Source organism: Stenotrophomonas sp. STEN038, from assembly GCF_056759895.1.
The window spans coordinates 45951-71938 of the sequence record NZ_JBRRDW010000022.1 but is presented as its reverse complement, the minus strand read 5'-3'; the positions used below and the strand labels follow the sequence as shown (position 1 = coordinate 71938).

Below are 25988 nucleotides of genomic sequence, written 5' to 3'. Positions count from 1 at the left end.
CCCCGCCCGGCCCGGCCCCCGCCCCCCCCCCCCCCCCCCCCCGGCGCGCCGCGCGCCCCCCCCCCCCGCGCCCCGGCGCCCCCCCCCCCCCCCCCCCCCCCCCCCCCCCCCCCCCCCCACTACAGGTGGAGCTTCCTTCCTGCACTATTCCTTCGGCGGCTCGGGTCGGCTTTCCATCATCAGCGACAGTGCAGCCTTGGCCATCAGGTGGGCGCTGATCGGGGCGGTGATGAACAGGAACACGGTGATCAGCAGTTCGCGCGGTTGCGGGTCCTGACCGAGAAAGATGTGATACGCCACCGAGCACACCAGCACGCAGCCAACGCCCAGTGTGCTGGCCTTGGTCGGTGCATGCAGGCGTTTGAAGAAATCAGAGAAGCGCACCAGGCCAAGCGCGCCGACCAGGATGAAGAAGCAGCCAAAGGCCAGCAGCGCCGACAGCGCGATCTGCAGAAAGGTGATCATTCGACGATATCCCTGCGCAGCACGAACTTGCTCAGCACCACCGTGCTGCAGAAGCCCAGCATGGCGATGATCAGTGCGGCCTCGAAGTAGATGGCCGAGTCCAGGTACATGCCGAACAGCATCAGCTCGGCGATGGCGGTGACCGACAAGGTATCCAGCGCGAGGATGCGGTCCGGCACGGTGGGCCCGCGCAGCAGCCGCCACAAACCCAGCAGCATGGCGATGCCGACCACGTGCATGCACACGATCAGGGTGGTCTCGAAAATCTGGTAACCGTTCACGGGAAGATCTCCATCAGCGGCGCTTCGTAGCGACTCTTGATCTCGTTGATCAGGGCATTGGCGTCCTCAAGGTGCAGCACATGCACCAGCAGATGGCGGCGGTCCTCGGACAACGCCGCCGACACCGTACCCGGGGTCAGGGTGATGAAACTGGTCAGCGCGGCGATGCCGTGGATGTTGGCGATATCCAATGGCACCCAGATGAAACCGGGCTTGAGCTTGTGCTCCGGTCCCAGCACCTGGGCGGCCACGCGCAGGTTGGACACCAGGATGTCCCACAGCACCACCGCCAACAGCTTGGGTACCGGTCGCAACGTGCCCAGGCGGGCGAACTCACGGTCCAGGCGCGCAGCGAACAGCGGGATCACCACGCCCAGCAGCATGCCCAGCAGCAACTGGCCAAGGTCAAAGCTGTCGGACATCAACAGCCAGAAGGCGACCACGGTGATCGACAGGGCGGGCGAGGGGAAGATCCGGCGCAGCAGGGGGCGACGTTCGCTCATGGCTGCCTCACCTGCGGCGCGGTGCCGCGTACGTCATGCAGGTATTGATCCGGTGCCAGCAGCTGTGCAGCGATGGCATCGGTCTGGCGCATCAGCGGCGCTGCGAAGATGGTCATCAGGACGACATAGCCCAACAGCAGGCAGGTAGCGGCGGTTTCGAATGGCCGTGCCGGGGCTTCGACCGGTTCTGGCGCAGGTGCGCTGTCATCGTCACCGGGGACGTGCCAGAACAGGCGGATGCCGGTGCGTGCCAGGCCCATGATCACCAGCAGGCTGCTGCCCAGCACGGCGCTCCAGACCACGGCGGTATGTGCTTCCGGCACGGCCGAGAGCAGCGCCGCCTTGGCCAGGAAACCGGCCAGCGGCGGCAGCCCGGCAACGGCCACCGCGCCGACCAGGAACAACAGGCCCGGCACCGTCTTGCCGGGCAGTACAGTGAGTTCGTGCTCGCGGCGGCGGTCGGCCTGCTGGCGGCGGCGCCGCATCAGGTCGGCGATCAGGAACAGCGCAGCGGCGGCGAAGGTGCTGTGCGGCAGGTAATACAGGCCAGCGGAGATCGTGCCGGTGCTGCCCAACGCGAAGGCGATGAACAGGGTCGCCGCCGACACCACCACCAGATAGGCCACCAGCACGCTCATGCGGGTGGCCGCCAGCGCGCCCAGTGCACCAACCACCAGGGTCGCGATGCCGGCCCACAACAGCCAATCGCTGCCGTAGCCGCTCATCGCCCCAGCATCGGCGTCGAACCACAGCGAGGTCACGCGCAGCACCGAGTACAGGCCAACCTTGGTCATGATCACGAACAGCGCGGCCACCGCAGCTGGCGCACGCGCATAGGACTCAGGCAGCCACAGGTACATCGGCAGCAGCGCCGCCTTGGAACAGAACACCAGCAGCAACAAGCCCAGGGCAGCCTTGGCCAGCTTCAGGTGCGAGGGTGGCAGCTCGGCGATGCGTTGGCCGATCTCGGCCATGTTCAAGGAGCCCAAGGTGGCGTAGAGCATGCCCAGCGCGATCAGGAACAGGGTCGAGGCGGTGACGTTGAACACCACGTAGTGCAAGCCGATGCGCATGCGCAGGCCGCGCCCGCCGGACAGCAGCAGGCCGTAGGAGGCGATCAGCATCACCTCGAAGAAGACAAACAGATTGAAGATATCGCCAGTCAGGAAGGCGCCGTTGAGGCCGACCAACTGGAACTGGAACAGTGCATGGAAGTGCGGCGCGCGGCGGTCCCAGCCAGTGCAGGCGTACAGCAGGCAGGCGATGGCCAGCAGCAGGGTGGTCGCCAGCATCCAGCCGGCCAGGCCATCGGCGACGAGGGCGATGCCCAGGCGTGCCGGCCAGTCACCTAGCAGGTAGGCGGAGATCTGGCCTTGGCTGGTCTGCGCGAACAGCAGCGCTACCGCCACCGCCAACGCGGCCATGCTGGCCCAGGCCACAGTGCGTTGCACCTTGGGGCCGTAGCGGCGGTGTTCGATGAACAGCGACAGCGCGGCGCCCAGCAGCGGGATCAGGATCGGCAGGATCACCAGATGGTTCATGCGCCGCCCTCCGCCTTGGCCGCATCGGCCGCTGGCAGTTCGGGCTCATGCGCATCGACATGGTCGCTGTGGTTGTCGCTGCGGCTGCGCATCGCCAGCACGATGCTGACTGCGGTCATCGCGAAGGCGATCACGATGGCGGTCAGTACCAGCGCCTGCGGCAGCGGGTCGGTGTAATGCACCAGGCTGGTGGCCACGCCGTCCTTGAGCACCGGCGCCTTGCCGGTGACCGGTCGCCCGGCGCTGAAGATCAGCAGGTTGGTGGCATAGGACAGGAAGGTCATGCCCAGGATCACATCGAAGCTGCGTGCGCGCAGCAGCAGGTAGACGCCGATGCCGGCCAGTACGCCGATGGCGCTTGCCAATGCCAGTTCCATCAGTGCATCTCCCCGGTGCGTGCCGAACGGCGGTGGATATCGATTTCGCCGTTGCGGGCATTGCGGGTGCGCGAGGGTTTGATGGTGCCCATCATCGACAGGATCAGCATCACCCCGCCGAAAACCACCAGGTAAACGCCCGTGTCAAAACCAATCGCACTGGCCAGCGGCACGGTGCCGATCAGTGGCAGCTCCAGGTCGAGGTGGCCACTGGTCAGGAACGGCACGCCGAACAGCATCGAGGCCACGCCGCTGAGCAGGGCGATCAACAAGCCCAGGCCGATGCAGCGGATGTAGTCGAAGCCAAAGCGCGATTCCACCGACACGGTGCCCTGGATCACGTACTGGATCAGCAACGGCACCGCCAGCACCAGGCCGGCAACGAAACCGCCACCAGGCGCGTTGTGGCCGCGCAGGAACAGGAAGATCGACACCGTCAGGGTCAGGGGGAACATGATCTGGGCCAGATCGGCCGGCACCGGCAGCTTGATCGGCGGGCCCGGCATGATCTGCTCCGGCGCCATCCGCGTGCGTCGCAGCATGGCGTGCACCACCAATGCGGCGATGCCAAACACGGTGATCTCGCCGAAGGTATCGAAGCCGCGGAAGTCGACCAGGATCACGTTGACCACGTTGTGGCCATAGGCTTCGGGCAGTGAACGCAGCAGCATCTCACCGGACATGGTGTTGGGCGGCAGCGTCATCAGCGAATAGGCCAGCGCGGCGATGCCGCCACCGGCAAGGATGGCGAGCACTGCATCGCGGCGCTTGCGCCAGCGCGAGTGCTCCGGTGGCGACTGTGCGGGCAGGTAGTTCATGCCCAGCAGCATCAGCACCAGCGTCACCATCTCCACCATCAGCTGGGTCAGGGCCAGGTCGGGTGCCGACAGGAACACGAAGGTCAGCGCCACCATCAGGCCGGTGCCACCCATCACGATCACTGCCAGCAGGCGCTGCTGGTACAGGAACAGCCCGGCGAACGCGCAGGCCAGCATCACCAGCCACAGCGTCCAGCCCAGCAAGGGCATGGACTGTGGGGCTGGCCACACCGGCATCACCGGATTGGCGATGTAAGGCGCAGCAGCGACGATCACCGCCACCAGCACCAGCGCGAACAACATGCGCTGCAGGCTGCCATTGGCCAGCACGGTGGTGACGCGGTGAGCGAAGCCGAACAGCACATCCAGACCGCGATGGAACAGATGCTTGCCGGTCGGGCGGTTGCGCGCGGCGTACAGGTCGGTGAAACGGCGCAGGCCGAAGTACAGCGCGACACCACCAACCACGCCGATCGCGCTCATCGCCAATGGCAGGTTGAAGCCGTGCCAGACCGACAGGCTGTACGCCGGCATCGAAGTGCCAAGGATCGACGCCGCCGCAGTCTGCAGTACCGGCGCGATGGTCAGCGCCGGGGCGATGCCGACGGCCAGACAGATCACCACCAGTACTTCCACCGGCACCTTCATCCAGCGCGGCGGCTCATGCGGCACCACCTCGATATCGACCGGGCCCTTGCCGAAGAAGGTGTCGTGGACGAAGCGCAGGCTGTAAGCCACGCCGAGGATGCCGGCCAGCAGGGCAGCGGCACTCATCGCCCGGCGCATCCAATCCGGACCCTGCGTTGCCAGTGCCTCGGCGAACAGCATTTCCTTGGACAGGAAGCCGTTGAGCAGCGGGATGCCGGCCATCGCCAGCGAGGCGACGATGGCCAGCGCGCTGGTGATCGGCATCAGCTTGCGCAAGCCGCCGAGCCTGCGCATGTCGCGGGTACCGGTCTCGTGGTCGATGATGCCGGCGGCCATGAACAGCGAGGCCTTGAAGGTGGCGTGGTTGAGGATGTGGAACACACCGGCCACCACCGCCATCGGCGTGGACAGGCCGAACAGCAGGGTGATCAGGCCCAGGTGCGAGATCGTCGAATAGGCCAGCAAGCCCTTGAGATCATGCTGGAAGATTGCGTTCCAGGCGCCGATCAGCAGGGTGAGCGCACCAATGCCGCTGACCACGTAGAAGAACAGTTCGGTGCCGGCCAATGCGGGGTGCAGGCGCGCCAGCAGGAACACGCCGGCCTTCACCATCGTTGCCGAGTGCAGGTAGGCCGAGACCGGTGTCGGTGCTGCCATCGCGTGCGGCAGCCAGAACTGGAACGGAAACTGCGCGCTCTTGGTGAAAATACCGGCCAGCACCAGTAGCAATGCCCAGGGGTACAGGGCGCTGGCACGGATCAGATCGCCCGAGGCCAGCACCACGTCCAGGTCGAAACTGCCGACGATGCGGCCGATCAGCAGCACGCCGGCCAGCAGCGCCAGGCCACCGCCACCGGTGACGATCAAGGCCATGCGCGCGCCCTCGCGGGCGTCCTTGCGGTGCGACCAGAAGCCGATCAGCAGGAACGAGCTGATGCTGGTCAGCTCCCAGAACACCATCAACAGCAGCAGATTGCCGGCCAGCACCATGCCCAGCATCGCGCCCATGAACAGCAGCAGGTAGCTGTAGAAGCGCCGCGCGCTGTCCTTCGCCGACAGGTAGTAGTGCGCATACAGCACCACCAAGGCGCCGATGCCCAGTACGAGCCCGGTGAACATCCAGGCAAGCCCATCCAGGCGCAGGCTGAAGTCCAGGCCGATCTGCGGCAGCCATTGCCAGCTGTTGCGGACGATTTCTCCATCAAGCACGGCCGGGGTGGCGCTGCCGAGCAGGGCCAGGCCTAGAACCGGTGCCGCTGCTGCTGTCCATGCGGCTGCACTGCGCGACAAACGGCCATTGAGTGCGATGGCCGCTGCCAGCAGAAAGGGCAGCGCAAGCAGTAGCAACAGGACTGGCGTCATGTAGGGGCGCGGTTCAGAAAGGGGTTTTGCAGTCTAACAGGCGATTTTTTCGATCCGCGACTTTTTCTGAATGATCCGTTCGGGTTGGATCGCTGGAGCCAGTGCTGCCAGTGGCTGCGGGCAAGAAACACGAACGTAGCGTGTCGCGGGGAGGTTCCGGGGCCTCGTTCGATGCGGTGCAGCAGGCTGAGGTTTTTGTGGGAGCGGCGTGAGCCGCGAAGCTGGTACATCATCAGATGGCGCAAGATTCCAAGGGCTTCAGCAATATCAGCTTCGCGGCTTACGCCGCTCCCACAACCGCCGTTCCCACAGTTCCCACAGAGCGGCGATCAATCCCGGTGACGGCTGCGGAATCGGGGGTGCTTCGCCTATCCTTCCATCCATGGAGAACGACATTCGCAGTGCAGCTGGCGGTAAGCGCGCGCTGGTATTTGGTGGCAGTGGTCAGATCGGCGAGCGTCTGTTGGCGAACCTGGTTGCGGCGGGCTGGCAGGTAACAGCAGTGACGCGGCAGCAGCGCGAGGCCATGCCCGGGGTGGAATGGCAATTGGGCGACCTGTCCAGCACCCGCCTGACAGACCAGTCAGTGGATGCGGTTTTCAGCTGTGGCCCACTGGATCACTTCGCGCGCTGGTATGCAGCATCGAGCATCGATGCACCAAGGGTGGTCGCGTTTGGCTCGACCAGCGTGGACGTGAAACAGGATTCGTCTGAGCCGGCCGAACGCGATGTCGCACGTCGCTTGCGTGAAGCCGAGCGCGTGCTGTTCGACAGCGCTGCGGCGCGGAACGTGGCCGCGACCGTGCTGCGGCCAACCCTGGTTTACGGCGCGGCCTGCGACAAGACCCTCACCAAGATCGCGGCGCTGGCCACCCGCACCGGTTTCTTTGCGTTGCCTGCAAACGCCAATGGCTTGCGGCAACCGGTGCATGTGCAGGATCTGGCCGATGCGGCAATGCAGGTGCTGGCGCACCCGGCCAGCGCTGGCCATGCCTATGCCCTGGGCGGCGGCGAGGTGCTGGGCTATGCCGAGATGGTGCGGCGTACACTGGCCTGCCTGCCTGCGCGGCCGCGATTGCTGCGCGTGCCCGCGCCGCTGTTCAAGCTCGCCTTGCGGCTGGCCCATGCAGGCGGATGCCTGCAGGGCATGAATGCCGCGGCGCTGGCGCGTATGACTGAGCCACTGGCATTCGACATTGAACCGGCGCGGCGTGATTTTGGCTACGCACCGCGCGCCTTCGTTGCCGAGGCGGCGATGTTCATTGCCTCGACAGCGGATGCAGCCTAGCTGCCGAACGTCTCAGTAATGCCAGCCGAACTGCCGGAACAGCTTGGACAGCACCCAGATCGGGCCGATCAGCAGATAGGTCAGGTCGGTGAGGAAGCTTGGCCGACGGCCTTCGATCTTGTGGCCGATGAACTGCGCGATCCACGCCACCACGAACACGCCGATGGCGAGGTATAGCAGCATCTGGATGCCGAGCCGGTCTTCCAGCAGCCGGCAGATACAGCCGAACACGAAGAAGATGATCAGCATGCCGATGCCAAGTGGGCGCGACAGGCGGTTGTAATAGGCCCAGGTGCCGAACATGGCGAATGCCGCCCAGATGCCATGCTGGAACCACGGCACCAGCGGCGGGATGCACCACAGCATGGCAATCACCGACCACAGGATCGCGGGCACCGCGAACACGTGGATGGCCTGATTGGTGTGGTTGACGTGATCGCCAGAGTAGCTGGCGAAGTAACGATCCACAGGACGCGCAATACTCATTCCAGCTCCCTCCCGGGTTGACTGGCAGAGCATAGCGCGGCTTCCCTACGGATGCGCACGGTGGCCGTGCGCATCCGTGACGGACACAGCAGGATCAGTCGACGCTGATGCCGGCCAGCTTGTCCAGCGCTTCGGCGTACTTGGCGCGGGTACGTTCGATCACCTCGGCCGGCAGCGCCGGGCCCGGGGCGGTCTTGTCCCAGTCCAGCGTTTCCAGATAGTCGCGCACGAACTGCTTGTCGTAGCTGGGCGGGCTGATGCCCACCTGGTACTCGTCAGCCGGCCAGTAACGCGAGGAATCCGGGGTCAGCATCTCGTCCATGATGTACAGACGGCCATCGGCGTCGGTACCGAACTCGAACTTGGTATCGGCCAGCAGGATGCCGCGCTCGGCCGCGTACTCGGCGGCGAACTGGTAGATGCGCAGGGTGGCATCGCGCACCTTCTCGGCCATGTCGGCGCCCACCGCCTTGACCATCGCGTCGAAGTCGATGTTCTCGTCGTGGTCGCCCACCGCCGCCTTGGTGGACGGGGTGAAGATGGCTTCCGGCAGCTTTTCAGCTTGCTGCAGGCCATCGGGCAGGGCGATGCCGCTGATCTTGCCGGTGCGCTGGTAGTCCTTCCAGCCGCTGCCGATCACGTAGCCGCGGGCAATGGCTTCCACCGGTACCGGCTTGAGCTTCTTGGTCACCACCGCACGCTTGGCGTACAGCGCCGGGTCCACGCCTTCGGGCAGCACGCTGGCCACGTCGATGCCGGTCAGGTGGTTGGGCATCAGGTGCGCGGTCTTGGCGAACCAGAAATTGGACACCTGGCACAGCATCTCGCCCTTGCCGGGGATCGGGTCGGGCAGCACCACGTCGAACGCCGACAGGCGATCGGTGGCGACCATCAACAGGTATTCGCCCGGGGGTGTTCCGGCTGGCAGACGTTCGCGCGGGATATCAAACACATCACGCACCTTGCCGCGATGGCGCAAGGGCAGGCCGGGAAGATCGGATTGCAACAGCGTGGTCGGCACGGGCACTCCTGGGACTTGGCAATGAATGCCGCCGGCTTGGAGGACCCGGGTCTGGAGGACCCGCAGGGCCCGCGGCTGGTCGGCGGGCGGCCTAGTGTACGGCCGGATTGGGCCGCTGTGGCATAAAATGCACGTCTTGATTGTCCACAGGCCATTCACCCACCCATGCGCTGGTACGGAAAACTGTTCGGCTTCATCGCCGGGGCCCTGCTTTTCAGGCCTAACCCCTTGTTTGGCGGGATAATTGGCCTGTTGCTGGGGCATGCCTTCGACAACGACTGGTTCAAGCTGGGCAAGGACCTGCCGTACCGCGAGCTGGGGGTCACCCGCGACGCCACCGACGCCGAGATCGACCTGGCCTACCGCCGCCTGATGTCCCAGTACCACCCCGACAAAGTGGCCGGCGCCGCGCCCGAACTGCGCGCCCAGGCCGAGAAGAAGGCACGGCAGATCAACGCCGCCTACGACCGCATCAAAACCCTGCGCAAGCGCTGAAAGGCTCCGTCATGTCCAACTGCATCATTGCCCCGTCCATTCTCTCGGCCAATTTCGCCAAGCTCGGCGAGGAGGTCGACAACGTGTTGGCCGCTGGCGCCGACTGGGTCCATTTCGACGTGATGGACAACCATTACGTGCCCAACCTGACCATCGGCCCGATGGTCTGCCAGGCCCTGCGCAAGCACGGTGTCACCGCGCCGATCGACGTACACCTGATGGTCGAGCCGGTCGACCGCATCGTGCCGGACTTCGCCGAGGCTGGTGCCAGCATCATCAGCTTCCATCCGGAAGCCAGCCGCCACGTGCACCGCACCATCCAGCTGATCAAGTCGCACGGCTGCAAGGCCGGCCTGGTGCTGAACCCGGCAACCCCGGTCGAAGTGCTGGACTGGGTGCTGGAAGACCTGGACCTGGTGCTGCTGATGTCGGTCAACCCGGGCTTCGGTGGCCAGGCCTTCATCCCGTCCACGCTGGACAAGCTGCGTGCAGTGCGCGCGATGATCGACAAGCTCGGCAAGCCGGTGATGCTGGAAGTGGACGGTGGCGTCAAGGCCGACAACATCGGTGAGATCGCTGCTGCCGGTGCCGACGCCTTCGTTGCCGGTTCGGCCATTTTCAATGCGCCCAACTACGCCGAGATGATCAGCAAGATGCGCGGCAATGTCGCCGCGGCGCGAGGCTGAGTGATGCACGCGGCTGAAGTGCAGATCCGTCCGGCCGTCGCCGATGACGCAGGCCTGATCCTGCACTTCATCCGCGAGCTGGCCATCTACGAGAAAGCCGAATCCTCGGTGCAGACCGACGAGGCCGGCATTCGTGCCAGCCTGTTTTCCGCTGATGCAAAGGCGCAGGCCTTGATCTGCGAACGCGGTGGCCAGGCCATTGGTTACGCCGTGTTCTTTTACAACTACTCGACCTGGTTGGGCCGCAACGGCATCTACCTGGAAGACTTGTACGTCAGCCCGGAAGCGCGTGGCAGCGGTGCAGGCAAGGCCTTGCTGCAGCACATCGCCAGGCTGGCGGTGGAGCAGGGCTGCGGTCGTTTCGAATGGTCGGTGCTGGATTGGAATACGCCGGCCATCGACTTCTACAAAGCGGCCGGTGCGGTAGCGCAGGACGAATGGACGGTCTACCGCCTGCAAGGCGAAGCACTGCAGAAGTTCGCCAGCGGCAGCTGAACTGTAGTGCCGAGCCATGCTCGGCAGAGGCTTCACCTGTGATGTTTGGAATTCCCCGGTAATGCCCCAGCCGAGCATGGCTCGGCTCTACAGGTGAAGCGAAAAAAAAGCCGCGACGTTGCCGTCGCGGCCGGGGAATATGCCGGAGGCTGATCCTGCCTCCATCCGTCGTCCTTGCTATGGACTCTCATTCTCCGCATGCGCTGTGACAACACAGTGACATTCACCCGCCTGCAGCAATCCACTTGCTAGGCTGCGCGCCTTCTCTGGAGAACCGCATGCAAGCAGCACCCTGTTACCTGATCCTCAACGGCAAATCCGCTGGCGACGATGCCGTGCGTGACGCGGTTACGCAGCTGCGCGGGCAGGGCCAGGACCTCAAGGTGCGGGTGACCTGGGAAGCAGGTGACGCCGAGCGTTATGTGCGAGAAGCCATCGCTGCGCAGGCGCAGTTGCTGATCGCTGGCGGCGGTGACGGCACCTTGAGCGAAGTTGCCGAGGCGCTGGCGCACACCGGTCAGGATGCATCCCGATTGCCGGCTATGGCCTTGCTGCCGCTCGGCACCGCCAATGACTTCGCCACCGCCGCCGGCATTCCCGTCGAACCGCTCGCGGCATTGCAGCTGCCTGCACATACGCAGGCACGCGCCATTGATTTGCTGCGTGTGGAAGGCGATGGCAAGGTCCACTGGTGCGCCAATCTGGCCAGCGGTGGCTTCGGCACCGAAGTGACGGTGGAAACCCACGAAGGCCTGAAGAAGATGCTCGGTGGCCTGGCCTACGTCATCACCGGTATCGGCAAGCTGGGGCGGATCGAGCCGATCCAGGCACGTATCCGTGGCGAGGAATTCGAGTGGCAGGGCGGCTTCATCGCACTTGGTGTCGGCAATGGTCGACAGGCCGGTGGCGGCCAGCAACTGTGCCCCGAGGCGCTGCTTGATGACGGCCTGCTGGACCTGACCATCGTCCCGGAGCTGTCCGGCGAGCTGATGGCCACCCTCGGCACCTTGTTCAGCGAAGGCAAGCACGCCGCGCTGGAGCAGGTGGCTGAACGGACGCGTCTGCGCGAGCTGTGGATCGAGGCCGAGCAGCCGCTGACCCTGAACCTGGACGGCGAACCGCTGCAGGCCCGGAGCTTCCACATCCAGTGCGTGGCCGGGCGGGTACGCATGCACCTGCCGGCGGAAACACCGCTGCTGGGCGGCTGAATCGTTGCCACTGCAAGCATCTGATCATGTTGCGGATGCACACCGGGCGCCGTTCTTGCGGTAAAGTTGCCCGGTGCCCATTCTGACGACCAAGCGTTCCCTTTCTTCCGCTCGCCGCTGGTGGCGATGGTGGCCCGTTGCCGTCGTCCGTACCGCCACCGTCGATTCCCGGAAGGAAAGCCGTCTTGATCACGCAAGAGCAGTTCCAGCAGCTGGCCGCTGAAGGCCATAGCGCACACCCGCATAATTTCGTACCCGTCGTCCGCGAAGTGCTGTCCGACCTGGACACGCCGCTCTCGGTTTACCTGAAGCTCGCCGACGGCCCGTATACCTACCTGTTTGAATCCGTCGAAGGCGGTGAGCGTTTCGGGCGCTATTCCATTATCGGCCTGCCCGCGCGCCGCATTTACAGCTTCCGTGGCCACACGCTGGAAGTCAGTGAACTGGGCGAAGTGGTCGAGCGCCGCGAAGTAGCCGATCCGCTGGCCGAGGTCGAAGTGCTGCGCAAGCAGTACTCGGTACCGCAGCTGGAAGGCCTGCCGGGCTTCACCGGCGGGCTGGTGGGCTGGTTCGGCTTCGAGTGCATCCAGTACATCGAGCCGCACCTGGGCGCGGGCGAAAAGCCTGATGAACTCGGTACGCCCGACATCCTGTTGATGCTGTCCGAAGAGCTGGCGGTATTCGACAACCTCAAGGGCCGCCTGTACCTGATCGTGCACGCCGACCCGGCGCAGCCGCAGGCCTGGGCGCGGGCAAACCGCCGCCTCGATGAGCTGGCGCACCGCCTGCGTCAGGGCGGTGCCGGCTACCCGCAGTCGCAGGTCTCCGATGCCATCGACGAGCAGGATTTCCAGTCTTCCTTCACCCGCGAGGAATACCACGCGGTGGTGCGCAAGGCGCAGGAATACGTGCGTGCCGGCGATATCTTCCAGGTCGTGCCCAGCCAGCGCCTGCGCGTGCCGTTCCGCGCGCGTCCTATCGATGTCTACCGCGCGCTGCGTGCGTTGAACCCATCGCCGTACATGTATTTCATCGATGTTGGCGGCACCCAGGTGGTCGGCTCCTCGCCGGAGATCCTGGCGCGCCTGCGCGATGGCATCGTCACCGTGCGTCCGATCGCCGGCACCCGTCCGCGCGGCGCCACGCCGGAACTGGACAAGGCACTGGAAGTTGAATTGCTGGCCGATCCCAAGGAGCGCGCCGAGCACGTGATGCTGATCGATCTCGGCCGCAATGACGTGGGCCGCGTCGCCGAACCGGGCACGGTCAAGGTGGGCGAGCAGTTCGTGATCGAACGCTACAGCCACGTCATGCATATCGTCAGCGAAGTCACCGGCACCTTGAAGGCCGGCCTGAGCTATAGCGATGTGATGCGCGCGACCTTCCCGGCCGGCACCGTCAGTGGCGCGCCGAAGATACGCGCGTTGGAAATCATCCGCGAGCTGGAACCGGTCAAGCGCAATGTGTATTCCGGCGCGGTCGGCTATATCGGCTGGAACGGTGATGCCGATACTGCCATTGCCATCCGCACCGCGGTGATCCAGGACGGCTACCTGTACGTGCAGGCCGGTGGCGGCGTGGTCTATGACTCTGATCCCGACGCCGAATGGCAGGAAACCATGAACAAGGGCCGCGCGCTGTTCCGTGCGGTGGCGCAGGCAGCGAAGGGTTTGTGAGGTGAAAGGGATGATTGCCAATGGCCCGCGTTCCGCATTGTTCGTGGCAGCGATGGGTCTGGCAGTCGTCGCATCAGCCCAGCAATCCGACCCTCCCGAGAACGGGCAGCATGCAGAGATACGTTCGGAGGGCTCGGTGCTCCATTTTGATGGACGTATAGCGAATGAGTCGGTCGCCAGGGTGCGGGCATTCCTGGATGCGGACAGTTCACTGACGGAGCTCGCCATCCGATCGGGCGGCGGCGACATTGAGGCAGGAATGGCACTGGGCAGGATGTTGCATGAGCGAGGGATGGATGTACGTGTAGTGGGAGACGTCTGCATGTCCTCCTGCGCGAACTATGTGTTCCCGGCAGGTCGACGGAAACGGGTGGACAGTGGCGCCCTGGTTATCTGGCACGGTTCCATGTTGCAGAAGAATCTTCGCGAGAGTTTTGACTTCTCGGGTGTTGAGAGGCAGCTCGGCCGGCCACTTACGTGGCTGGAACGATGGTCGGCACGGAGAACCGCGAACAAATGGTTCCGCCGCGTTTACTCGGAACAAACCGCGTTCTTCAGAAAGATCGGGGTTGATCCCGCGATAACGGTTCTCGGCCAGGAACAAGGTTGTGCGTGCGACTGGACGGTATCGGTTGCAGACATGGCGAAGTTTGGAATTGGCTCGGTGAGTGCGGATGCCGACTATGCAGCCCCGGGCTATGCGCGCTGGAACGGGAAATGGCAGCTGATCGCAAGCAACGACGAAGCACCGACGGCTATACGACAATGATGAGAGAACAACCATGCTGTTGATGATCGACAACTACGACAGCTTCACCTTCAACCTCGTGCAATACCTGCAGATGCTGGGTGCCGAAGTGAAGGTGGTGCGCAATGACGCGATGAGCGTCGCTGAAATCGCCGCGCTCAAGCCTTCGCATATCGTGGTATCGCCCGGCCCGAAGACGCCGAACGAAGCCGGTGTGTCGCTGGAGGTGATCCGCCAGCTTGGCCCGAGCATTCCGCTGTTCGGCGTGTGCCTGGGTCACCAGGCCATCGGCCAGATCTATGGCGGAGACGTGATCCGTGCCAGCAACATCATGCACGGCAAGGTGTCGCCGATCCGGCATGAAGGCAAGGGCGTGTTCGCCGGCCTGCCGGACCGTTACGAAGCCACCCGCTACCACTCGCTGGTGGTGGACAAGAATACGCTGCCGGCAGCTCTGGAGATCACTGCCTGGACCGAGAATCCGGACGGCTCGATGGAAGAGATCATGGGCCTGCGCCACCGCGAATATCCGGTTGAAGGCGTGCAGTTCCATCCCGAATCCATCCTCACCCAGCACGGCCACGCGCTGATGAAGAACTTCCTGGACCGCACATGTTGATCGAGCCCAGCCAGCTGCTGCTGTTCATGCTGGCCGGCTGGTTGTTGAACCTGACGCCGGGCCCGGATGTGCTGTACATCATCAGCCGCTCGCTGCGCGGTGGCCGTCGCGCCGGGTTTGCCGCCATCGCTGGCATCAGCGCCGGTTGTCTGGTGCATGTGCTGCTGGCGTCGCTGGGATTGGGCGTGCTGCTGGCGACCTCGGCAACGCTGTTCACCGTGATCAAGTGGATCGGCGCGGCCTATCTGCTGTGGGTGGGCGTGCGCCTGCTGCGCAACACCGGTGAGTCGACCTTGCAGGCCGATATCGCCGCCAGCAGCGGCAGTGCCGGTTCGTGGTGGCAGGTATTCGCCGGCGGCTTCCTGACCAATGTGTTGAACCCGAAGGTGGTGCTGTTCTTCCTGGCGTTCCTGCCGCAGTTCATCGCGCCCTCGGTGCAGAACAAGCCGTTGGCGTTCGCGCTGCTGGGCCTGATCTTCATGGTCAATGCGCTGCCGATCAATGCGGCTTACGTGTTGGCGGCCGATCGTGTGCGCAGCAGCCGGTGGGCTGCGCGTGGCATGCAGTGGCTGGACAAGCTGGCCGGCGTGCTGTTCATCGGCTTCGGCCTGCGTCTGGCACTTGCCGCGAGGCCGACGCCGTGAGCCTGGAAGATTTCCGCTTGTTCGTGGTGATGCTCGGTGGCCGCCATGCGCGCGCCAATACCGAAGTGCATGACGTGGTGTTCGGGGTTGGCCCGACTATCGAGCAGACCTACCCGCAGCTGCGCCAGCAATGGTTCGGAGAGGCTGCAGGCCTGCATCTGGATTCATGGATGACGGTCGATGGCGTCGACGACTGGCAGGTGCGCATCTGCGATGACGCGCCTGCGGCCGACGCGCCGACCTTGTTCTTCGTCAACCTCGGCGGCTACGTCGAAGGCGAATTCGGCGAAGCGCATCGCTATCTGCTGGTGGTCGCTGCCGATGCGGTCGAGGCCAAGCGCAAGGCGCTGGCGCAGGCCGAGGCGCAGTGGATCAAGCCGCACCGCGATGCCCTGCTGGAAGTGGACAGCTGCCTGCCGGTCGGCCCGATCGGTGGCCTGCACGTGCAGTTGCTACGTGGCGCGCACGCCGGCATCCACAGCCAAAGCGACTACATCGTTATTTCCTGATTCTGGAGTTGTCATGACCATCACCGCGCAGGAAGCCCTGCAACGCACCATCGAACACCGCGAGATCTTCTTCGACGAGATGGTCGATCTGATGCGGCAGATCATGCGTGGCGAGATCTCGCCTACCATGACTTCGGCCATCCTCACTGGCCTGCGCGTTAAAAAGGAAACCGTCGGCGAGATTGCTGGCGCGGCCACGGTGATGCGCGAGTTCGCGCGCCCGGTGCAGGTCGCCGACAAGACCCATCTGGTCGACATCGTCGGCACCGGTGGCGATGGCTCGCATACCTTCAACATCTCCACCTGCTCTATGTTCGTGGTCGCTGCTGCTGGTGCCAAGGTCGCAAAGCACGGCAACCGCAGCGTGTCGTCCAAGTCCGGCAGCGCCGATGCGGTGGAAGCGCTGGGCGCGGTGATCGAGCTGCAGCCCGAGCAGGTTGCACAAGCCATCGAGCAGACCGGCATCGGTTTCATGTTCGCGCCGATGCACCATCCGGCAATGAAGGTGGTCGCGCCGGTACGCCGAGAAATGGGTGTGCGCACCATCTTCAACATCCTCGGCCCGCTGACCAATCCGGTCGGCGCCACCAATATCCTGATGGGCGTGTTCCACCCCGACCTGGTCGGCATCCAGGCACGCGTACTGCGCGAGCTGGGCGCCAAGCGTGCGCTGGTGGTGTGGGGCCGCGACAACATGGACGAGATCTCGCTGGGCGCTGGCACGTTGGTTGGCGAGCTGCGCGACGGCAAGGTGCGCGAGTATGAGATTCATCCGGAAGACTTCGGTATCGCCATGTCCGCCAGCCGCAACCTCAAGGTGGAGAACCCGGAAGAGTCCATCGCCATGCTGCGCGCGGTGCTGGATAACCAGCCGGGCCCGGCCAACGACATCGTCGCGCTCAATGCCGGTGCCGCGCTGTATGTGGCCGGTGTCGCCGACAGCATCGCCGACGGCCTGGCCCGCGCCCGCGCGGTGATTGCCGACGGCAGCGCCCGCGAGCGGATGCTGCAGTACGTCGCCACCAGCCGCGCATTGGCCGGCAATCCCTGATAATCCCCCAATCAACCGCGTCAGCAGCGCCGTCTTCCAGGAAGCAGATCCATGAGCGACATCCTCAACACCATCCTCGCCCGCAAAGTGCAGGAGGTAGCCGAGCGCAGCGCCCGCGTGCCGCTGGTCGAGTTGAAGGCGCGCCTGGCCGATGCCTCGCCGGTACGCGGCTTTGCCAATGCGCTGAACGCGGCGATCGCCAACGGCGACCCGGCGGTGATTGCCGAGGTCAAGAAGGCCAGCCCGTCCAAGGGCGTGATCCGCCCGGATTTCCACCCGGCCGACATTGCGGTGAGCTATGAGTTCGGCGGCGCCAGCTGCCTGTCGGTGCTGACCGACGTGGACTTCTTCCAGGGCGCGGACGCCTACCTGCAGCAGGCCCGCGAAGCCTGCACGCTGCCGGTGCTGCGCAAGGATTTCGTCATTGACCCGTACCAGGTGGTCGAGGCGCGTGTGCTGGGCGCCGACTGCATCCTGCTGATCGTGTCGGCGCTGGACGACCGCCAGCTGGCCGAGCTGTCCGACCTGGCGATGCAGTTGGGCATGGACGTGCTGGTCGAAGTGCACGACATCGACGAGCTTGAGCGCGCCATCCAGGTCCCGGTGCCGCTGGTCGGCATCAACAACCGCAACCTGCGCACCTTCGAAGTCTCGCTAGAGAACACGCTGTCGATGAAGGACGCAGTGCCGCGCGACCGCCTGTTGGTCACCGAGAGCGGCATCATGGGCCCCGCCGATGTGGCGTTGATGCGCGGCGCCGGCGTCAATGCCTTCTTGGTCGGCGAGACCTTCATGCGCGTCGAAGAGCCGGGCGAGGGCCTGCGTCAGCTATTCTTCCCGGCATGACTGATCCCTACCCGAACCCGCGTGATGACGCGCAACTGGTCGTCTTCGACTTCGATCACACCCTGTACGACGGCGATTCCGGCAGCCACCTGTTCGCTTGGCTGATCAAGCGCAATCCCCTGCGGCTGCTGGTGGCCATCCTTGCCACGCCGCTGCTGGGGCCGTTGGTGGCGATGCTGCCGACCCGGCGCTTCGGCATTTCCGGCTATGTCTGGATTGCCACCTTCGGCCTGCACCAGGCACGTGAGTTCAACAAGGTGATCGACAAGTACGTGCTCAAGCACGAGGACGAGATCCGCCAGCACCTGCTGCCGCATGCCTTGCAGGTATTCGCCGCGCACCGCCGTGCCGGCGACCGGGTGATCGTGGCCACCGGCGCACCGCCGGAGCTGGCCCGCGCCATCCTCGCCTTCGTGGCCGAACAGGGCGTGCCGGTGATCGGCAGCGAAGTGGGGCCGCGCATGGGTGCGATGGGTGCCACCCGCCACTGCCACAACGAAGAAAAGATGCGCATGCTGCGCGAGCGCGGCTACGGCGACATCGCCATCGCCTACTCCGACAGCACCGCCGACCTGCCGCTGCTCAAGGCCGCCAAGGCGCCGGTGGTAGTGAACCCCAAGCATTCGCGCGTTGAATACTTCGGCAAGGTACTGCCGGCCGGCACCCCGATCCTCAACTGGGGCTGCCCAGGGCGCGGCGGCAAGCCGCTGCCCAGGTAATCCAAAGCGGAGGGCAACGATCCAGCCGTTGCCGACATCCCTTCTCCCGCTTGCGGCAGAAGTTACCCGTAAGGGCGGATGAGGGGGTTTTTGACGCACCAGCAAGGCCTGCCGAAGCCGACATCGCTTCTCCCGTTTACGGGAGAAGGTGCCCGAAGGGCGGATGAGGGGAGCTTTTAAGGCTTTAAGGCAAAAGCTGCCCTCACCCCAACCCCTCTCCCGTGAACGGGAGAGGGGCTATTAAGAGCAAGACCGCCTCAAGCGCCTCATGCCCCACGCAGCTTCACCACCGCCATTCCAATCTGGAACAGGCTGATCGACAGCACCAGCACGCCGACGGCGATCAACACCCAGCGCTCCTTGACCCGCTTCACCAGCAGTGCCGCCACCGGCGCGGCCATCATTCCGCCGACCAGCAGACCGGCGACGATGGACAGGTGCTGCAGGCCCATCGACAGCAGGAAGGTCGCCGAGATCGACAAGGTGACCACGAACTCCGCCGCGTTGACCGAGCCAATCGTGGTGCGCGCCTGGCCACCACGGGCCAGCAGGGTGGACGTGGCGACCGGTCCCCAGCCACCACCGCCGGTGGCGTCCAGCAGGCCGGCGAAGAAGCCCAGAACCGGCACCCGCTTCACTTCCTGCTTGGCCACGAACCTACCGGCAGCGCGGGCCAGGATGAAGATCGCCAAGACCAGCAGGTAAAGGTAGATGAAAGGGCGAACGAGATCGCCAGGCAGCTGGGTCAGCACGTAGGCGCCGATGGCCCCGCCGATGGCGCCGGGTATCGCCAGCCGAAAGAACAGGCGCTTGTCGACATTGCCGGCCACCAGATGCGAGACCCCGGAGGCACCGGTGGTGAACACCTCGGCGGTGTGGATGCTGGCGCTGACCGCAGCGGGTGGCAGCCCCATGCTCAGCAGCACCGAGGACGAAATCAGCCCGAATGCCATGCCCAACGCACCGTCCACCAGCTGCGCGCCCAGGCCGATCAGGATGAACCAGTAAAATTCGTTGCCAAATTCCATGCCGCAAGCCTGCGGGCCACAGCAGGGCAGGTCAAGGAAAGCTGCATCGGTAAGTATTGGCCCGGGTCGATTTCTGACCGATATCAGCGCCGAATTGTCATCATCACGCGGCTATGTCTGCGAAATTTCCAAGCGCTGAGGTGGCCGGAATGACAGCTTGTGCGCGGCATCGAGCCATTGCGGGAAATATCAGTTCGCAAGACGGAATGAGATTTCAGGCGCTGACAGACATCACACTTCAACGCTGTCGCCCGGCCGACGTAACGCCCGCAGGAAGTCGGCGAAGATCGCATCAATTGGCGGGGGCTGAGGATGTGGCCATCAACGCATCAAGAACCCCGGGTGCATGTCCGCCTTCCCGGGCTGCCAGAGCGCAGGCCAAGGGCTTTCCTGAGATAAATCAGACCAGACAGCCCCCTTTGGTAAAGGGGGGGGGCGCGCCGACAGGCGCGGGGAATTGGAGGGCAGGAAGCCGGGGCCCATGGTTTGCAAAGCAAACCATGGGGTAACACCCGCCGAGCGGGTGCTACCGCGTCCCGTAAAGCACCACGGTCTTGCCGCGGGCATGCAGCAGGCCATCGGCCTGCAGCTTCTTCAGCACGCGGCCGGCCATTTCCCGTGAGCAGCCTACCAGCCGGGCGATTTCCTGGCGGGAAACGCGCAGCTGGGTGCCTTGGGGGTGGCTCATCGATTCCGGCTCCTTGGACAGGTCGTGCAGGGTACGGATGATGCGGTCGGTCACGTCCAGGAACGCAAGGCGGCTTGCCTTGCGGCTGGTATGCAGCAGGCGCCGGGAGATCTGCGAGCCAATGGCGTACAGCAGCTTGGGCGCGTCCACCGACAGTGGACCCAGGAACAGCTGGTGCAAGCGCTCGTAGCTGATCTCGGCCAGCTCGCAGGGGGTGCGGGTGCGCAGGATGACCTCGCGCTTGTCCGACTCGATGAACAGGCCCATTTCGCCGACAAACTCGCCGGCACCGAAGTAGCCCAGCACCAGTTCCCGGTCATCGTCTTCCTCGGCAATGATACTGACCGAGCCGCTGATCACGTAATACATGGTCCCGGCAGGGTCACCCGGGCGGAACACATCGGTCCGCGCCGGGTAGCGGCGGCGGTGGCTATGGGCCAGAAAGCGGTCGATGGTCGCAATGTCCAGCGCCAGCGGGCTGGAGGCAAGACGCACGTTTGACGCGGTGGTGGCGTTACCTGGGCTCATGATGGCGTTCACAGTTTGGATGAACTTGCTTAATGGGCAAGCTTAACGACGCTGAGCATAAGGGGCAAACGGGCATAACGGTGCAAGTATCACAGCGGGCCACTTTGCCCCATACTTCCGCCTTTCCCACCATCTACAGGATCGACCGCCGTGGTCAAGCCGTTGCCTCGCCTGAGGTTGCAAGGATTCAACAACCTCACCAAGGCCTTGAGCTTCAACATTTATGACGTCTGCTATGCGCGTACCGAAGAGGAGCGCCAGCGTTATATCGAGTACATCGACGAGGAATACAACGCCGATCGACTCACGCAGATCCTCACCGATGTCGCTGAGATCATCGGTGCGAACATCTTGAACATTGCGCGTCAGGATTACGACCCCCAGGGTGCCTCGGTCACAATTCTCATTTCCGAGGAGCCGGTGATCGACAAGAAGCAGGCCGGCAAGGAGTTGATCTCCGACGCCGTGGTTGCGCATATGGATAAGTCGCACATCACCGTGCATACCTATCCGGAAACGCACCCGCAGGAAGGTATCGCTACCTTCCGTGCCGATATCGACGTGGCAACCTGCGGTGTGATCTCGCCGTTGAAGGCGCTGAACTACCTGATCGAGAGTCTGGAATCAGACATCGTGATCATGGACTACCGCGTGCGTGGCTTCACCCGTGACATCAAGGGCAAGAAGCACTACATCGACCACAAGATCAATTCGATCCAGAACTTCCTGGCCAAGAACATCAAGTCGCGTTACGAGATGTTCGACGTCAACGTCTATCAGGAAAACATCTTCCACACCAAGATGCACCTGAAGGACTTCGACCTGGACCAGTACCTGTTCGAAGAGAAGGCCAAGAACCTGTCGTTCAAGGAACGCATGAAGATCGAGGCGCTGCTGCGCCGCGAGATCGAAGAGCTGTTCCACGGTCGCAACCTGGCCGAATAAGCACTACCTGCGCAGCGCCGGCATGCCGGTTCTGCGCAAAGAAAACAGGCGGGACGGCCCGCCCTGCAGTGATGCAGACGTTTGTCGACGGCGGCTCGGTGCGAAATCACCGGGCCGCTGTCTTTTTTGTAGAGGAAATTGCGATGCCCTGGATCTACCTGCTGCTTGCGGGCCTGTTCGAGATTGGATTTGCGCTGGGCCTGAAGTCCAGCGAAGGCTTTACCCGGCTCTGGCCGAGCCTGTTCACCGTGGTGTTTGCCGGCATCAGCCTGTGGCTGCTGACCCAGGCCCTGCGCACCATTCCGGTAGGTACCGGTTATGCGATCTGGACCGGTATCGGCGCGGTTGGCGTGGCGATTGCCGGGGTGATCCTGTTCGGCGACAGCGCCACCTGGCCACGCCTGCTGTGCATCGGCCTGATCGTCACCGGTGTGATTGGCCTGAAGCTGGTCAGCTGAGATAGCCAAGGTAGTGCCGAGCCATGCTCGGCAGGGGCTTCATGCAAAAGCCCAGCCATGTAGTGCCGAGCCATGCTCGGCAGTGCTTTCCCGGTAGAGCCCCAGCCGAGCATGGCTCGGCACTACAGGTGAAGCGCTCTTCAGCCGAGCATGGCTCGGCACTACAGGTGAAGCGCTCTTCAGCCGAGCATGGCTCGGCACTACAGGTGAAGCGTTTCCCTGCCGAGCATGGCTCGGCTCTACAGGTGGGGCATTAAATTCTGTAGGCCACGGCCTTCATCGCCTTGGAGGCCAGGGCCATTACCGATGGGATCGGGAACGGCAGCTTGCGTGCGCCGGCATGTTCGGCGTGCTCGGCGTGGCGCGCTTCATCGAGCTTCATGACCTTGAGGATCTCGCGGCTGCGCTGGTCGGCTGGCGGCAGGGTCTGCAGGTGCTCGTCCAGATGCGCTTCCACCTGGCGCTCGGTTTCCACCACAAAGCCCAGGTTCCAGCCGTCACCGCGCAGGCCGGCCAGGGTGCCGATGGTGTAGCTGCCGGCATACCAGAGCGGGTTGAACAGGCTGGGGCGGCTGTCCAGTTCGCGCAGACGGTCCCCGCACCAGCTCAGGTGATCGGTCTCTTCCTGTGCGGCTTCCAGTAGATGTGCGCGCGTGGCCGGGTCGCGGGCGACGGCTGCCTGACCGAAATACAGCCCCTGCGCGCAGACCTCGCCGACGTGGTTGATGCGCATCAGCCCGGCCGCGTGACGGACTTCGGCCGGTTCCAGGACCACCTCCGGGGTGTCGCCGGCCGGGTTGGGGCGGGCAGCCGGCGGGTTGCCGAACACCGTGTCCAGGGCGCGTTGGGCTTCGGTCAGCAGGTGGTCCAGCGGCGTATGTACGCGGGCGGTGATCATGGCGGGGCAGTGCAGTGGGGTATGCCCGATTCTCGCCGCTGGCTGTGAAGCTGCCAAGGCCGGGGCAGGGTGCCCGTTCAGGCGTCGGGTTGCGCCGGGGGCGTACGGCCAGTACAATCCCGCCTCTTCTGTTTCACCTTCACAACGCGTGGCAAAGTTCCGGTGGTTCATCTCGCCGAAATCAGCCCGACCTACCTGAGTTCTTTATGAGCACTTTCACTGCAAAGAACGAGACCGTCCAGCGCGACTGGTACCTCGTTGACGCCGCCGGCAAGACGCTGGGTCGTCTTTCCACCGAGCTGGCTCGCCGCCTGCGTGGCAAGCACAAGCCGGTTTACACCCCGCATGTTGACACCGGTGATTACCTGGTCGTCATCAATGCCGACAAGATTGCTGTTACCGGCAAGAAGCTGAAGGACAAGAAGTACCATCGCTTCACCGGCTACATCGGTAACCTGAAGACCGAAACCCTGGAGCAGGCGCTGGAGCGTCACCCGGAGCGCGTCATCGAGACCGCCGTCAAGGGCATGCTGCCGAAGGGCCCGCTGGGTCGTCAGATGTACCGCAAGCTCAAGGTCTATGCAGGCACTGAGCATCCGCACGCAGCACAGCAGCCGCAGGTTCTGGATATCTAATCATGGCTATCACTCAAAACTACGGCACTGGCCGCCGCAAGTCCTCCACCGCTCGCGTGTTCCTGCGCAAGGGCACTGGCAACATCACCGTCAATGGCCGTCCGCTGGACGAGTTCTTTGGTCGTGAGACTGCACGCATGATCGTGCGCCAGCCGCTTGAGCTGACCCAGAACACCGAAAGCTTTGACATTCTTGTCACTGCTGCCGGCGGCGGCACCACCGGGCAGGCCGGTGCGATCCGTCTGGGCATCGCCCGTGCACTGGTCGAGTACGACGAAACCCTGAAGTCCGAGCTGCGCAAGGCTGGCTTCATGACACGTGACGCCCGTGAAGTCGAGCGTAAGAAGGTCGGCCTGCACAAGGCACGTCGCGCCACCCAGTTCTCCAAGCGTTAATCGCTTCGGGGTGGGATTCTCCGGAATCCCACTGGGAAGGCAAAAGCCCGGCTTCGGCCGGGCTTTTGTCGTTTTTAGGGCTGGGAATGGGGTTGGGGATTCGCCAAGGCCTGGGCCAAAGCCAAAGCCAAAGCCAAAGCCAAAGCCAAAGGCAAAGGCAAAGCCAAAGGCAAAGGCAAAGCCAAAGGCAAAGCCAAAGGCAAGGCCAGGGCCAGAGCCGGAGCCGGAGCCGGAGCCGGAGCCGGAGCCGGAGCCGGAGCCGGAGCCGGAGCCGGAGCACCCCTCCCCAGCCCTCCCCTGCGCTATGCGCAAGGGAGGGGGGCGCTTCCGATGCATATCCAGCGCGGGGGAAGTGCCGCACTCGCTCCCTCCCTTGCGCGCAGCGCAGGGGAGGGTTGGGGAGGGGTGCTTTGGCTCTTGAGCTTTTGCTCCTGCCAATCCTCCAATCCTCAATCCAGGAACTTCAGCCACAAAAAAAGACCAGATCTTTCGATCTGGCCTTTTCATGAATGGCAGCCCCGGAAGGATTCGAACCTCCGAGTGTCTGAGTCAGAGTCAGATGCCTTACCGCTTGGCGACGGGGCTATGGTGCGTGACGATTATCGCACACCCGGCCTGCTGGTTGGTCTGGGTGTGATGATCTGGAATAGAAAAAAGGCCTGATCTTGCGATCAGGCCTTTTCATGTTTGGCAGCCCCGGAAGGATTCGAACCTCCGAATGTCTGAGTCAGAGTCAGATGCCTTACCGCTTGGCGACGGGGCTGTAGTGCAGGTTCAACCTGCTTCCCATGGTGGCTATAGGTGGACTCGAACCACCGACCCCAGCATTATGAGTGCTGTGCTCTAACCGGCTGAGCTACATAGCCTTGGGAGCCGGTAATTCTGGTGGTGTCGTGCCGTTTTGTCAACAGGTTTTTCTGTGCTTGTGGCATGACAGCAGCCATGTCAGAGTCCCCGACAGTAGAAATTTTAGGAGTCCGCATCGTGATCGATCCGGACGGCTATCGACCGAACGTCGGCATAGTGCTGATGCGGGAAGACGGGCAGGTTTTCTGGGCACGACGCGTGCGCCGGGATGGCTGGCAGTTCCCGCAGGGCGGCATGAATACCGATGAAACCCCGGTCGAGGCCATGTATCGCGAATTGCAGGAAGAAACCGGCCTGCTGCCTGAACACGTTGAAGTCCTGGGGGCGACCCCCGGTTGGCTTCGTTACCGGCTGCCTCCGCGGGCCATTCGCCACACCGAGAAGCAGGTCTGCATCGGTCAGAAGCAGGTCTGGTTCCTGCTGCGCCTGACCGGCGACGAGGCGCATGTGCGGCTGGATGAAACCGACACACCGGAGTTCGATCACTGGCGTTGGGTCGACTTCTGGTATCCGGTGGAGCACGTGGTCATCTTCAAACGTGGCGTTTACGCGCGCGCGTTGCGCCACCTGGCGCCCTTGGCGCGGGGGATCGCCGGCCAAGGTGTGCAGGCGATGCCTGCGTCCGCACAGGAAGCCTGGATGCCGGGTAGCAGTGCTGGTCATGAACGGCCGCGCAAGCGTCCGCGGCGTCCCGGGACGTGGCGCGGCAAGAAGATTAATAATGATTAACGCCCGGAATTGACAACCATTCGCATTTGCGATTGAATGCTGGCACGGCCGCTACGTGCCGGGTTCAGGGGCGTCAAGCCGTGTACGTTTGCATCTGCAATGGAGTTACCGATCACCAGATCCGTGAAGCCGCGCTTGCTGGCTGCGATACGGTGTCTGAGCTGACAATGCGCACCGGTTGCGGCTCCAACTGCGGTTCCTGCCTGGATATGGCCGCCGGCCTGCTGGAGCAGGCGCGCGCTACCCGCGAGCTGCCGCTGCCGTTGCTACGGGCAGCCTGAGCAGGCCCTGCTGCCACCGCCAACGGCGGTGGCTAATGATCACGATTCGC

General features: G+C 64.0%; 30 protein-coding genes and 3 tRNA genes. 19 read left to right on the top strand and 14 right to left on the bottom strand.

The features are described from left to right. Positions 1 to 144: 144 nt before the first annotated feature. The 6 genes from ACVOLS_RS11080 to ACVOLS_RS11055 are packed head-to-tail and all read right to left on the bottom strand — an operon-like array spanning position 145 to position 5995. Positions 145 to 465: a Na+/H+ antiporter subunit G gene (locus ACVOLS_RS11080; protein WP_405051648.1), complete on the bottom strand. Its 321-nt coding sequence runs from the start codon at positions 463 to 465 to the stop codon at positions 145 to 147. After that, positions 462 to 704: a K+/H+ antiporter subunit F gene (locus ACVOLS_RS11075; protein WP_231732514.1), complete on the bottom strand. Its 243-nt coding sequence runs from the start codon at positions 702 to 704 to the stop codon at positions 462 to 464. The genes ACVOLS_RS11080 and ACVOLS_RS11075 overlap by 4 nt, the downstream gene beginning before the upstream one ends. Positions 705 to 742: 38 nt before the next feature. Then, the gene (locus tag ACVOLS_RS11070; protein WP_481545649.1) at positions 743 to 1249 is read right to left on the bottom strand and encodes a Na+/H+ antiporter subunit E; all 507 of its coding nucleotides are present in this window, start codon (positions 1247 to 1249) and stop codon (positions 743 to 745) included. Continuing rightward, positions 1246 to 2790: a monovalent cation/H+ antiporter subunit D gene (locus tag ACVOLS_RS11065; RefSeq protein WP_481545648.1), complete on the bottom strand. Its 1545-nt coding sequence runs from the start codon at positions 2788 to 2790 to the stop codon at positions 1246 to 1248. The genes ACVOLS_RS11070 and ACVOLS_RS11065 overlap by 4 nt, the downstream gene beginning before the upstream one ends. Further along, positions 2787 to 3167 (bottom strand): Na+/H+ antiporter subunit C, encoded by a 381-nt coding sequence (locus ACVOLS_RS11060; RefSeq protein WP_481545647.1) that lies wholly within the window; start codon positions 3165 to 3167, stop codon positions 2787 to 2789. Before ACVOLS_RS11060 ends, ACVOLS_RS11065 begins: the two co-directional genes overlap by 4 nt. After that, positions 3167 to 5995, bottom strand: coding sequence for a monovalent cation/H+ antiporter subunit A (locus tag ACVOLS_RS11055; RefSeq protein WP_481545646.1), 2829 nt, complete (start codon positions 5993 to 5995; stop codon positions 3167 to 3169). The genes ACVOLS_RS11060 and ACVOLS_RS11055 overlap by 1 nt, the downstream gene beginning before the upstream one ends. Positions 5996 to 6377: 382 nt before the next feature. On the opposite strand from ACVOLS_RS11055, the gene ACVOLS_RS11050 reads away from it, so the two are divergent. Beyond that, positions 6378 to 7283, top strand: a complete 906-nt coding sequence (locus ACVOLS_RS11050; protein WP_481545645.1) for an NAD-dependent epimerase/dehydratase family protein — start codon at positions 6378 to 6380, stop codon at positions 7281 to 7283. A gap of 12 nt (positions 7284 to 7295) precedes the next feature. Here the strand turns inward: ACVOLS_RS11050 and ACVOLS_RS11045 are convergent, their stop codons facing one another. Together ACVOLS_RS11045 and ACVOLS_RS11040 are read right to left on the bottom strand one after the other, a co-directional pair. Further along, positions 7296 to 7769 carry an Mpo1 family 2-hydroxy fatty acid dioxygenase gene (locus ACVOLS_RS11045; protein ID WP_481545644.1) on the bottom strand — a complete coding sequence of 158 codons (474 nt, stop codon included), beginning with the start codon at positions 7767 to 7769 and terminating at the stop codon, positions 7296 to 7298. A 94-nt stretch (positions 7770 to 7863) separates the two neighbouring features. Continuing rightward, a complete protein-coding gene (locus tag ACVOLS_RS11040) occupies positions 7864 to 8790 on the bottom strand; it encodes a phosphoribosylaminoimidazolesuccinocarboxamide synthase (protein WP_481510113.1) in 927 nt (308 codons plus the stop codon). A 165-nt stretch (positions 8791 to 8955) separates the two neighbouring features. Between ACVOLS_RS11040 and ACVOLS_RS11035 the strand changes: the two genes are divergently transcribed. The 12 genes from ACVOLS_RS11035 to ACVOLS_RS10980 all read left to right on the top strand — a co-directional run bounded on the left by ACVOLS_RS11035 (position 8956) and on the right by ACVOLS_RS10980 (position 18486). Beyond that, positions 8956 to 9285: a J domain-containing protein gene (locus ACVOLS_RS11035; protein ID WP_481545643.1), complete on the top strand. Its 330-nt coding sequence runs from the start codon at positions 8956 to 8958 to the stop codon at positions 9283 to 9285. An 11-nt stretch (positions 9286 to 9296) separates the two neighbouring features. Next, positions 9297 to 9971, top strand: coding sequence for a ribulose-phosphate 3-epimerase (gene rpe / locus ACVOLS_RS11030; protein WP_481514323.1), 675 nt, complete (start codon positions 9297 to 9299; stop codon positions 9969 to 9971). Positions 9972 to 9974: 3 nt separating this feature from the next. After that, on the top strand, positions 9975 to 10466 hold the full coding sequence (locus tag ACVOLS_RS11025) for an N-acetyltransferase family protein (RefSeq protein WP_481545642.1): 492 nt from the start codon (positions 9975 to 9977) through the stop codon (positions 10464 to 10466). Between the two features lie 278 nt (positions 10467 to 10744). Then, positions 10745 to 11674 (top strand): lipid kinase YegS, encoded by a 930-nt coding sequence (yegS, locus tag ACVOLS_RS11020; protein WP_481545641.1) that lies wholly within the window; start codon positions 10745 to 10747, stop codon positions 11672 to 11674. 185 nt (positions 11675 to 11859) lie between these two features. Then, on the top strand, positions 11860 to 13350 hold the full coding sequence (gene trpE, locus ACVOLS_RS11015) for an anthranilate synthase component I (RefSeq protein WP_313495089.1): 1491 nt from the start codon (positions 11860 to 11862) through the stop codon (positions 13348 to 13350). 10 nt (positions 13351 to 13360) lie between these two features. Next, positions 13361 to 14119, top strand: a complete 759-nt coding sequence (locus tag ACVOLS_RS11010; protein WP_481545640.1) for a hypothetical protein — start codon at positions 13361 to 13363, stop codon at positions 14117 to 14119. 13 nt (positions 14120 to 14132) lie between these two features. Continuing rightward, positions 14133 to 14717: an anthranilate synthase component II gene (locus tag ACVOLS_RS11005; RefSeq protein ID WP_293705836.1), complete on the top strand. Its 585-nt coding sequence runs from the start codon at positions 14133 to 14135 to the stop codon at positions 14715 to 14717. Beyond that, positions 14711 to 15361: a LysE family translocator gene (locus tag ACVOLS_RS11000; RefSeq protein ID WP_481545639.1), complete on the top strand. Its 651-nt coding sequence runs from the start codon at positions 14711 to 14713 to the stop codon at positions 15359 to 15361. Before ACVOLS_RS11005 ends, ACVOLS_RS11000 begins: the two co-directional genes overlap by 7 nt. Continuing rightward, positions 15358 to 15870 carry a DUF1543 domain-containing protein gene (locus ACVOLS_RS10995; RefSeq protein WP_481545638.1) on the top strand — a complete coding sequence of 171 codons (513 nt, stop codon included), beginning with the start codon at positions 15358 to 15360 and terminating at the stop codon, positions 15868 to 15870. Before ACVOLS_RS11000 ends, ACVOLS_RS10995 begins: the two co-directional genes overlap by 4 nt. A 13-nt stretch (positions 15871 to 15883) precedes the next feature. Beyond that, positions 15884 to 16921, top strand: a complete 1038-nt coding sequence (gene trpD, locus ACVOLS_RS10990) for an anthranilate phosphoribosyltransferase (RefSeq protein WP_481545637.1) — start codon at positions 15884 to 15886, stop codon at positions 16919 to 16921. A gap of 51 nt (positions 16922 to 16972) precedes the next feature. After that, positions 16973 to 17767, top strand: a complete 795-nt coding sequence (gene trpC, locus ACVOLS_RS10985) for an indole-3-glycerol phosphate synthase TrpC (RefSeq protein WP_481545636.1) — start codon at positions 16973 to 16975, stop codon at positions 17765 to 17767. Next, positions 17764 to 18486: a haloacid dehalogenase-like hydrolase gene (locus ACVOLS_RS10980; protein ID WP_481545635.1), complete on the top strand. Its 723-nt coding sequence runs from the start codon at positions 17764 to 17766 to the stop codon at positions 18484 to 18486. Before trpC ends, ACVOLS_RS10980 begins: the two co-directional genes overlap by 4 nt. A 266-nt stretch (positions 18487 to 18752) precedes the next feature. Here the strand turns inward: ACVOLS_RS10980 and ACVOLS_RS10975 are convergent, their stop codons facing one another. Both ACVOLS_RS10975 and crp read right to left on the bottom strand, forming a co-directional pair. Continuing rightward, positions 18753 to 19514: a sulfite exporter TauE/SafE family protein gene (locus tag ACVOLS_RS10975; protein ID WP_481545634.1), complete on the bottom strand. Its 762-nt coding sequence runs from the start codon at positions 19512 to 19514 to the stop codon at positions 18753 to 18755. Between the two features lie 526 nt (positions 19515 to 20040). After that, positions 20041 to 20730, bottom strand: a complete 690-nt coding sequence (gene crp, locus ACVOLS_RS10970) for a cAMP-activated global transcriptional regulator CRP (protein ID WP_282271632.1) — start codon at positions 20728 to 20730, stop codon at positions 20041 to 20043. A 150-nt stretch (positions 20731 to 20880) separates the two neighbouring features. Here crp and speD point away from each other — a divergent pair, with 150 nt between their 5' ends. Together speD and ACVOLS_RS10960 are read left to right on the top strand one after the other, a co-directional pair. Further along, positions 20881 to 21675, top strand: a complete 795-nt coding sequence (speD, locus tag ACVOLS_RS10965; protein ID WP_282271635.1) for an adenosylmethionine decarboxylase — start codon at positions 20881 to 20883, stop codon at positions 21673 to 21675. Positions 21676 to 21818: 143 nt separating this feature from the next. Further along, a complete protein-coding gene (locus tag ACVOLS_RS10960) occupies positions 21819 to 22133 on the top strand; it encodes a DMT family transporter (RefSeq protein ID WP_481545633.1) in 315 nt (104 codons plus the stop codon). Between the two features lie 253 nt (positions 22134 to 22386). Here ACVOLS_RS10960 and coq7 read toward each other — a convergent pair whose 3' ends face one another. Next, positions 22387 to 23031: a 2-polyprenyl-3-methyl-6-methoxy-1,4-benzoquinone monooxygenase gene (gene coq7 / locus ACVOLS_RS10955; protein WP_481545632.1), complete on the bottom strand. Its 645-nt coding sequence runs from the start codon at positions 23029 to 23031 to the stop codon at positions 22387 to 22389. Between the two features lie 206 nt (positions 23032 to 23237). Between coq7 and rplM the strand changes: the two genes are divergently transcribed. Then, the gene (gene rplM / locus ACVOLS_RS10950; protein ID WP_282273385.1) at positions 23238 to 23666 is read left to right on the top strand and encodes a 50S ribosomal protein L13; all 429 of its coding nucleotides are present in this window, start codon (positions 23238 to 23240) and stop codon (positions 23664 to 23666) included. Positions 23667 to 23668: 2 nt separating this feature from the next. Then, on the top strand, positions 23669 to 24061 hold the full coding sequence (gene rpsI, locus ACVOLS_RS10945) for a 30S ribosomal protein S9 (protein WP_057626426.1): 393 nt from the start codon (positions 23669 to 23671) through the stop codon (positions 24059 to 24061). A gap of 510 nt (positions 24062 to 24571) precedes the next feature. Here the strand turns inward: rpsI and ACVOLS_RS10940 are convergent. From ACVOLS_RS10940 to ACVOLS_RS10930, 3 genes are all read right to left on the bottom strand, one after another. After that, positions 24572 to 24646 (bottom strand) — tRNA-Gln (locus ACVOLS_RS10940). A gap of 103 nt (positions 24647 to 24749) precedes the next feature. Then, a tRNA-Gln gene (locus tag ACVOLS_RS10935) sits at positions 24750 to 24824 on the bottom strand. 26 nt (positions 24825 to 24850) lie between these two features. Beyond that, positions 24851 to 24927: transfer RNA gene (locus ACVOLS_RS10930), tRNA-Met, on the bottom strand. Positions 24928 to 25045: 118 nt separating this feature from the next. Between ACVOLS_RS10930 and ACVOLS_RS10925 the strand changes: the two genes are divergently transcribed. Together ACVOLS_RS10925 and ACVOLS_RS10920 are read left to right on the top strand one after the other, a co-directional pair. Continuing rightward, positions 25046 to 25657, top strand: coding sequence for an RNA pyrophosphohydrolase (locus tag ACVOLS_RS10925; protein WP_481545631.1), 612 nt, complete (start codon positions 25046 to 25048; stop codon positions 25655 to 25657). Positions 25658 to 25737: 80 nt separating this feature from the next. Then, complete coding sequence (locus tag ACVOLS_RS10920) at positions 25738 to 25938, top strand: (2Fe-2S)-binding protein (RefSeq protein WP_296249808.1); 201 nt, start codon at positions 25738 to 25740, stop codon at positions 25936 to 25938. The last annotated feature ends 50 nt before the right edge of the window (positions 25939 to 25988 follow it).

What these genes read in the sequence shown, in the direction of transcription:
- coq7 (WP_481545632.1), bottom strand. Translation starts at nt 23,031, where the DNA reads ATGATCACCGCCCGCGTACATACGCCGCTGGACCACCTGCTGACCGAA.
- ACVOLS_RS10980 (WP_481545635.1), top strand. Translation starts at nt 17,764, where the DNA reads ATGACTGATCCCTACCCGAACCCGCGTGATGACGCGCAACTGGTCGTC.
- crp (WP_282271632.1), bottom strand. Translation starts at nt 20,730, where the DNA reads ATGAGCCCAGGTAACGCCACCACCGCGTCAAACGTGCGTCTTGCCTCC.
- ACVOLS_RS11045 (WP_481545644.1), bottom strand. Translation starts at nt 7,769, where the DNA reads ATGAGTATTGCGCGTCCTGTGGATCGTTACTTCGCCAGCTACTCTGGC.
- rplM (WP_282273385.1), top strand. Translation starts at nt 23,238, where the DNA reads ATGAGCACTTTCACTGCAAAGAACGAGACCGTCCAGCGCGACTGGTAC.
- ACVOLS_RS10975 (WP_481545634.1), bottom strand. Translation starts at nt 19,514, where the DNA reads ATGGAATTTGGCAACGAATTTTACTGGTTCATCCTGATCGGCCTGGGC.
- ACVOLS_RS11065 (WP_481545648.1), bottom strand. Translation starts at nt 2,790, where the DNA reads ATGAACCATCTGGTGATCCTGCCGATCCTGATCCCGCTGCTGGGCGCC.
- yegS (WP_481545641.1), top strand. Translation starts at nt 10,745, where the DNA reads ATGCAAGCAGCACCCTGTTACCTGATCCTCAACGGCAAATCCGCTGGC.
- ACVOLS_RS11050 (WP_481545645.1), top strand. Translation starts at nt 6,378, where the DNA reads ATGGAGAACGACATTCGCAGTGCAGCTGGCGGTAAGCGCGCGCTGGTA.
- rpe (WP_481514323.1), top strand. Translation starts at nt 9,297, where the DNA reads ATGTCCAACTGCATCATTGCCCCGTCCATTCTCTCGGCCAATTTCGCC.
- ACVOLS_RS11070 (WP_481545649.1), bottom strand. Translation starts at nt 1,249, where the DNA reads ATGAGCGAACGTCGCCCCCTGCTGCGCCGGATCTTCCCCTCGCCCGCC.
- ACVOLS_RS10960 (WP_481545633.1), top strand. Translation starts at nt 21,819, where the DNA reads ATGCCCTGGATCTACCTGCTGCTTGCGGGCCTGTTCGAGATTGGATTT.
- ACVOLS_RS11025 (WP_481545642.1), top strand. Translation starts at nt 9,975, where the DNA reads ATGCACGCGGCTGAAGTGCAGATCCGTCCGGCCGTCGCCGATGACGCA.
- trpD (WP_481545637.1), top strand. Translation starts at nt 15,884, where the DNA reads ATGACCATCACCGCGCAGGAAGCCCTGCAACGCACCATCGAACACCGC.
- trpC (WP_481545636.1), top strand. Translation starts at nt 16,973, where the DNA reads ATGAGCGACATCCTCAACACCATCCTCGCCCGCAAAGTGCAGGAGGTA.
- ACVOLS_RS11080 (WP_405051648.1), bottom strand. Translation starts at nt 465, where the DNA reads ATGATCACCTTTCTGCAGATCGCGCTGTCGGCGCTGCTGGCCTTTGGC.
- ACVOLS_RS11075 (WP_231732514.1), bottom strand. Translation starts at nt 704, where the DNA reads ATGCACGTGGTCGGCATCGCCATGCTGCTGGGTTTGTGGCGGCTGCTG.
- ACVOLS_RS11010 (WP_481545640.1), top strand. Translation starts at nt 13,361, where the DNA reads ATGATTGCCAATGGCCCGCGTTCCGCATTGTTCGTGGCAGCGATGGGT.
- ACVOLS_RS11005 (WP_293705836.1), top strand. Translation starts at nt 14,133, where the DNA reads ATGCTGTTGATGATCGACAACTACGACAGCTTCACCTTCAACCTCGTG.
- ACVOLS_RS11055 (WP_481545646.1), bottom strand. Translation starts at nt 5,995, where the DNA reads ATGACGCCAGTCCTGTTGCTACTGCTTGCGCTGCCCTTTCTGCTGGCA.
- ACVOLS_RS11000 (WP_481545639.1), top strand. Translation starts at nt 14,711, where the DNA reads ATGTTGATCGAGCCCAGCCAGCTGCTGCTGTTCATGCTGGCCGGCTGG.
- ACVOLS_RS11060 (WP_481545647.1), bottom strand. Translation starts at nt 3,167, where the DNA reads ATGGAACTGGCATTGGCAAGCGCCATCGGCGTACTGGCCGGCATCGGC.
- rpsI (WP_057626426.1), top strand. Translation starts at nt 23,669, where the DNA reads ATGGCTATCACTCAAAACTACGGCACTGGCCGCCGCAAGTCCTCCACC.
- ACVOLS_RS11035 (WP_481545643.1), top strand. Translation starts at nt 8,956, where the DNA reads ATGCGCTGGTACGGAAAACTGTTCGGCTTCATCGCCGGGGCCCTGCTT.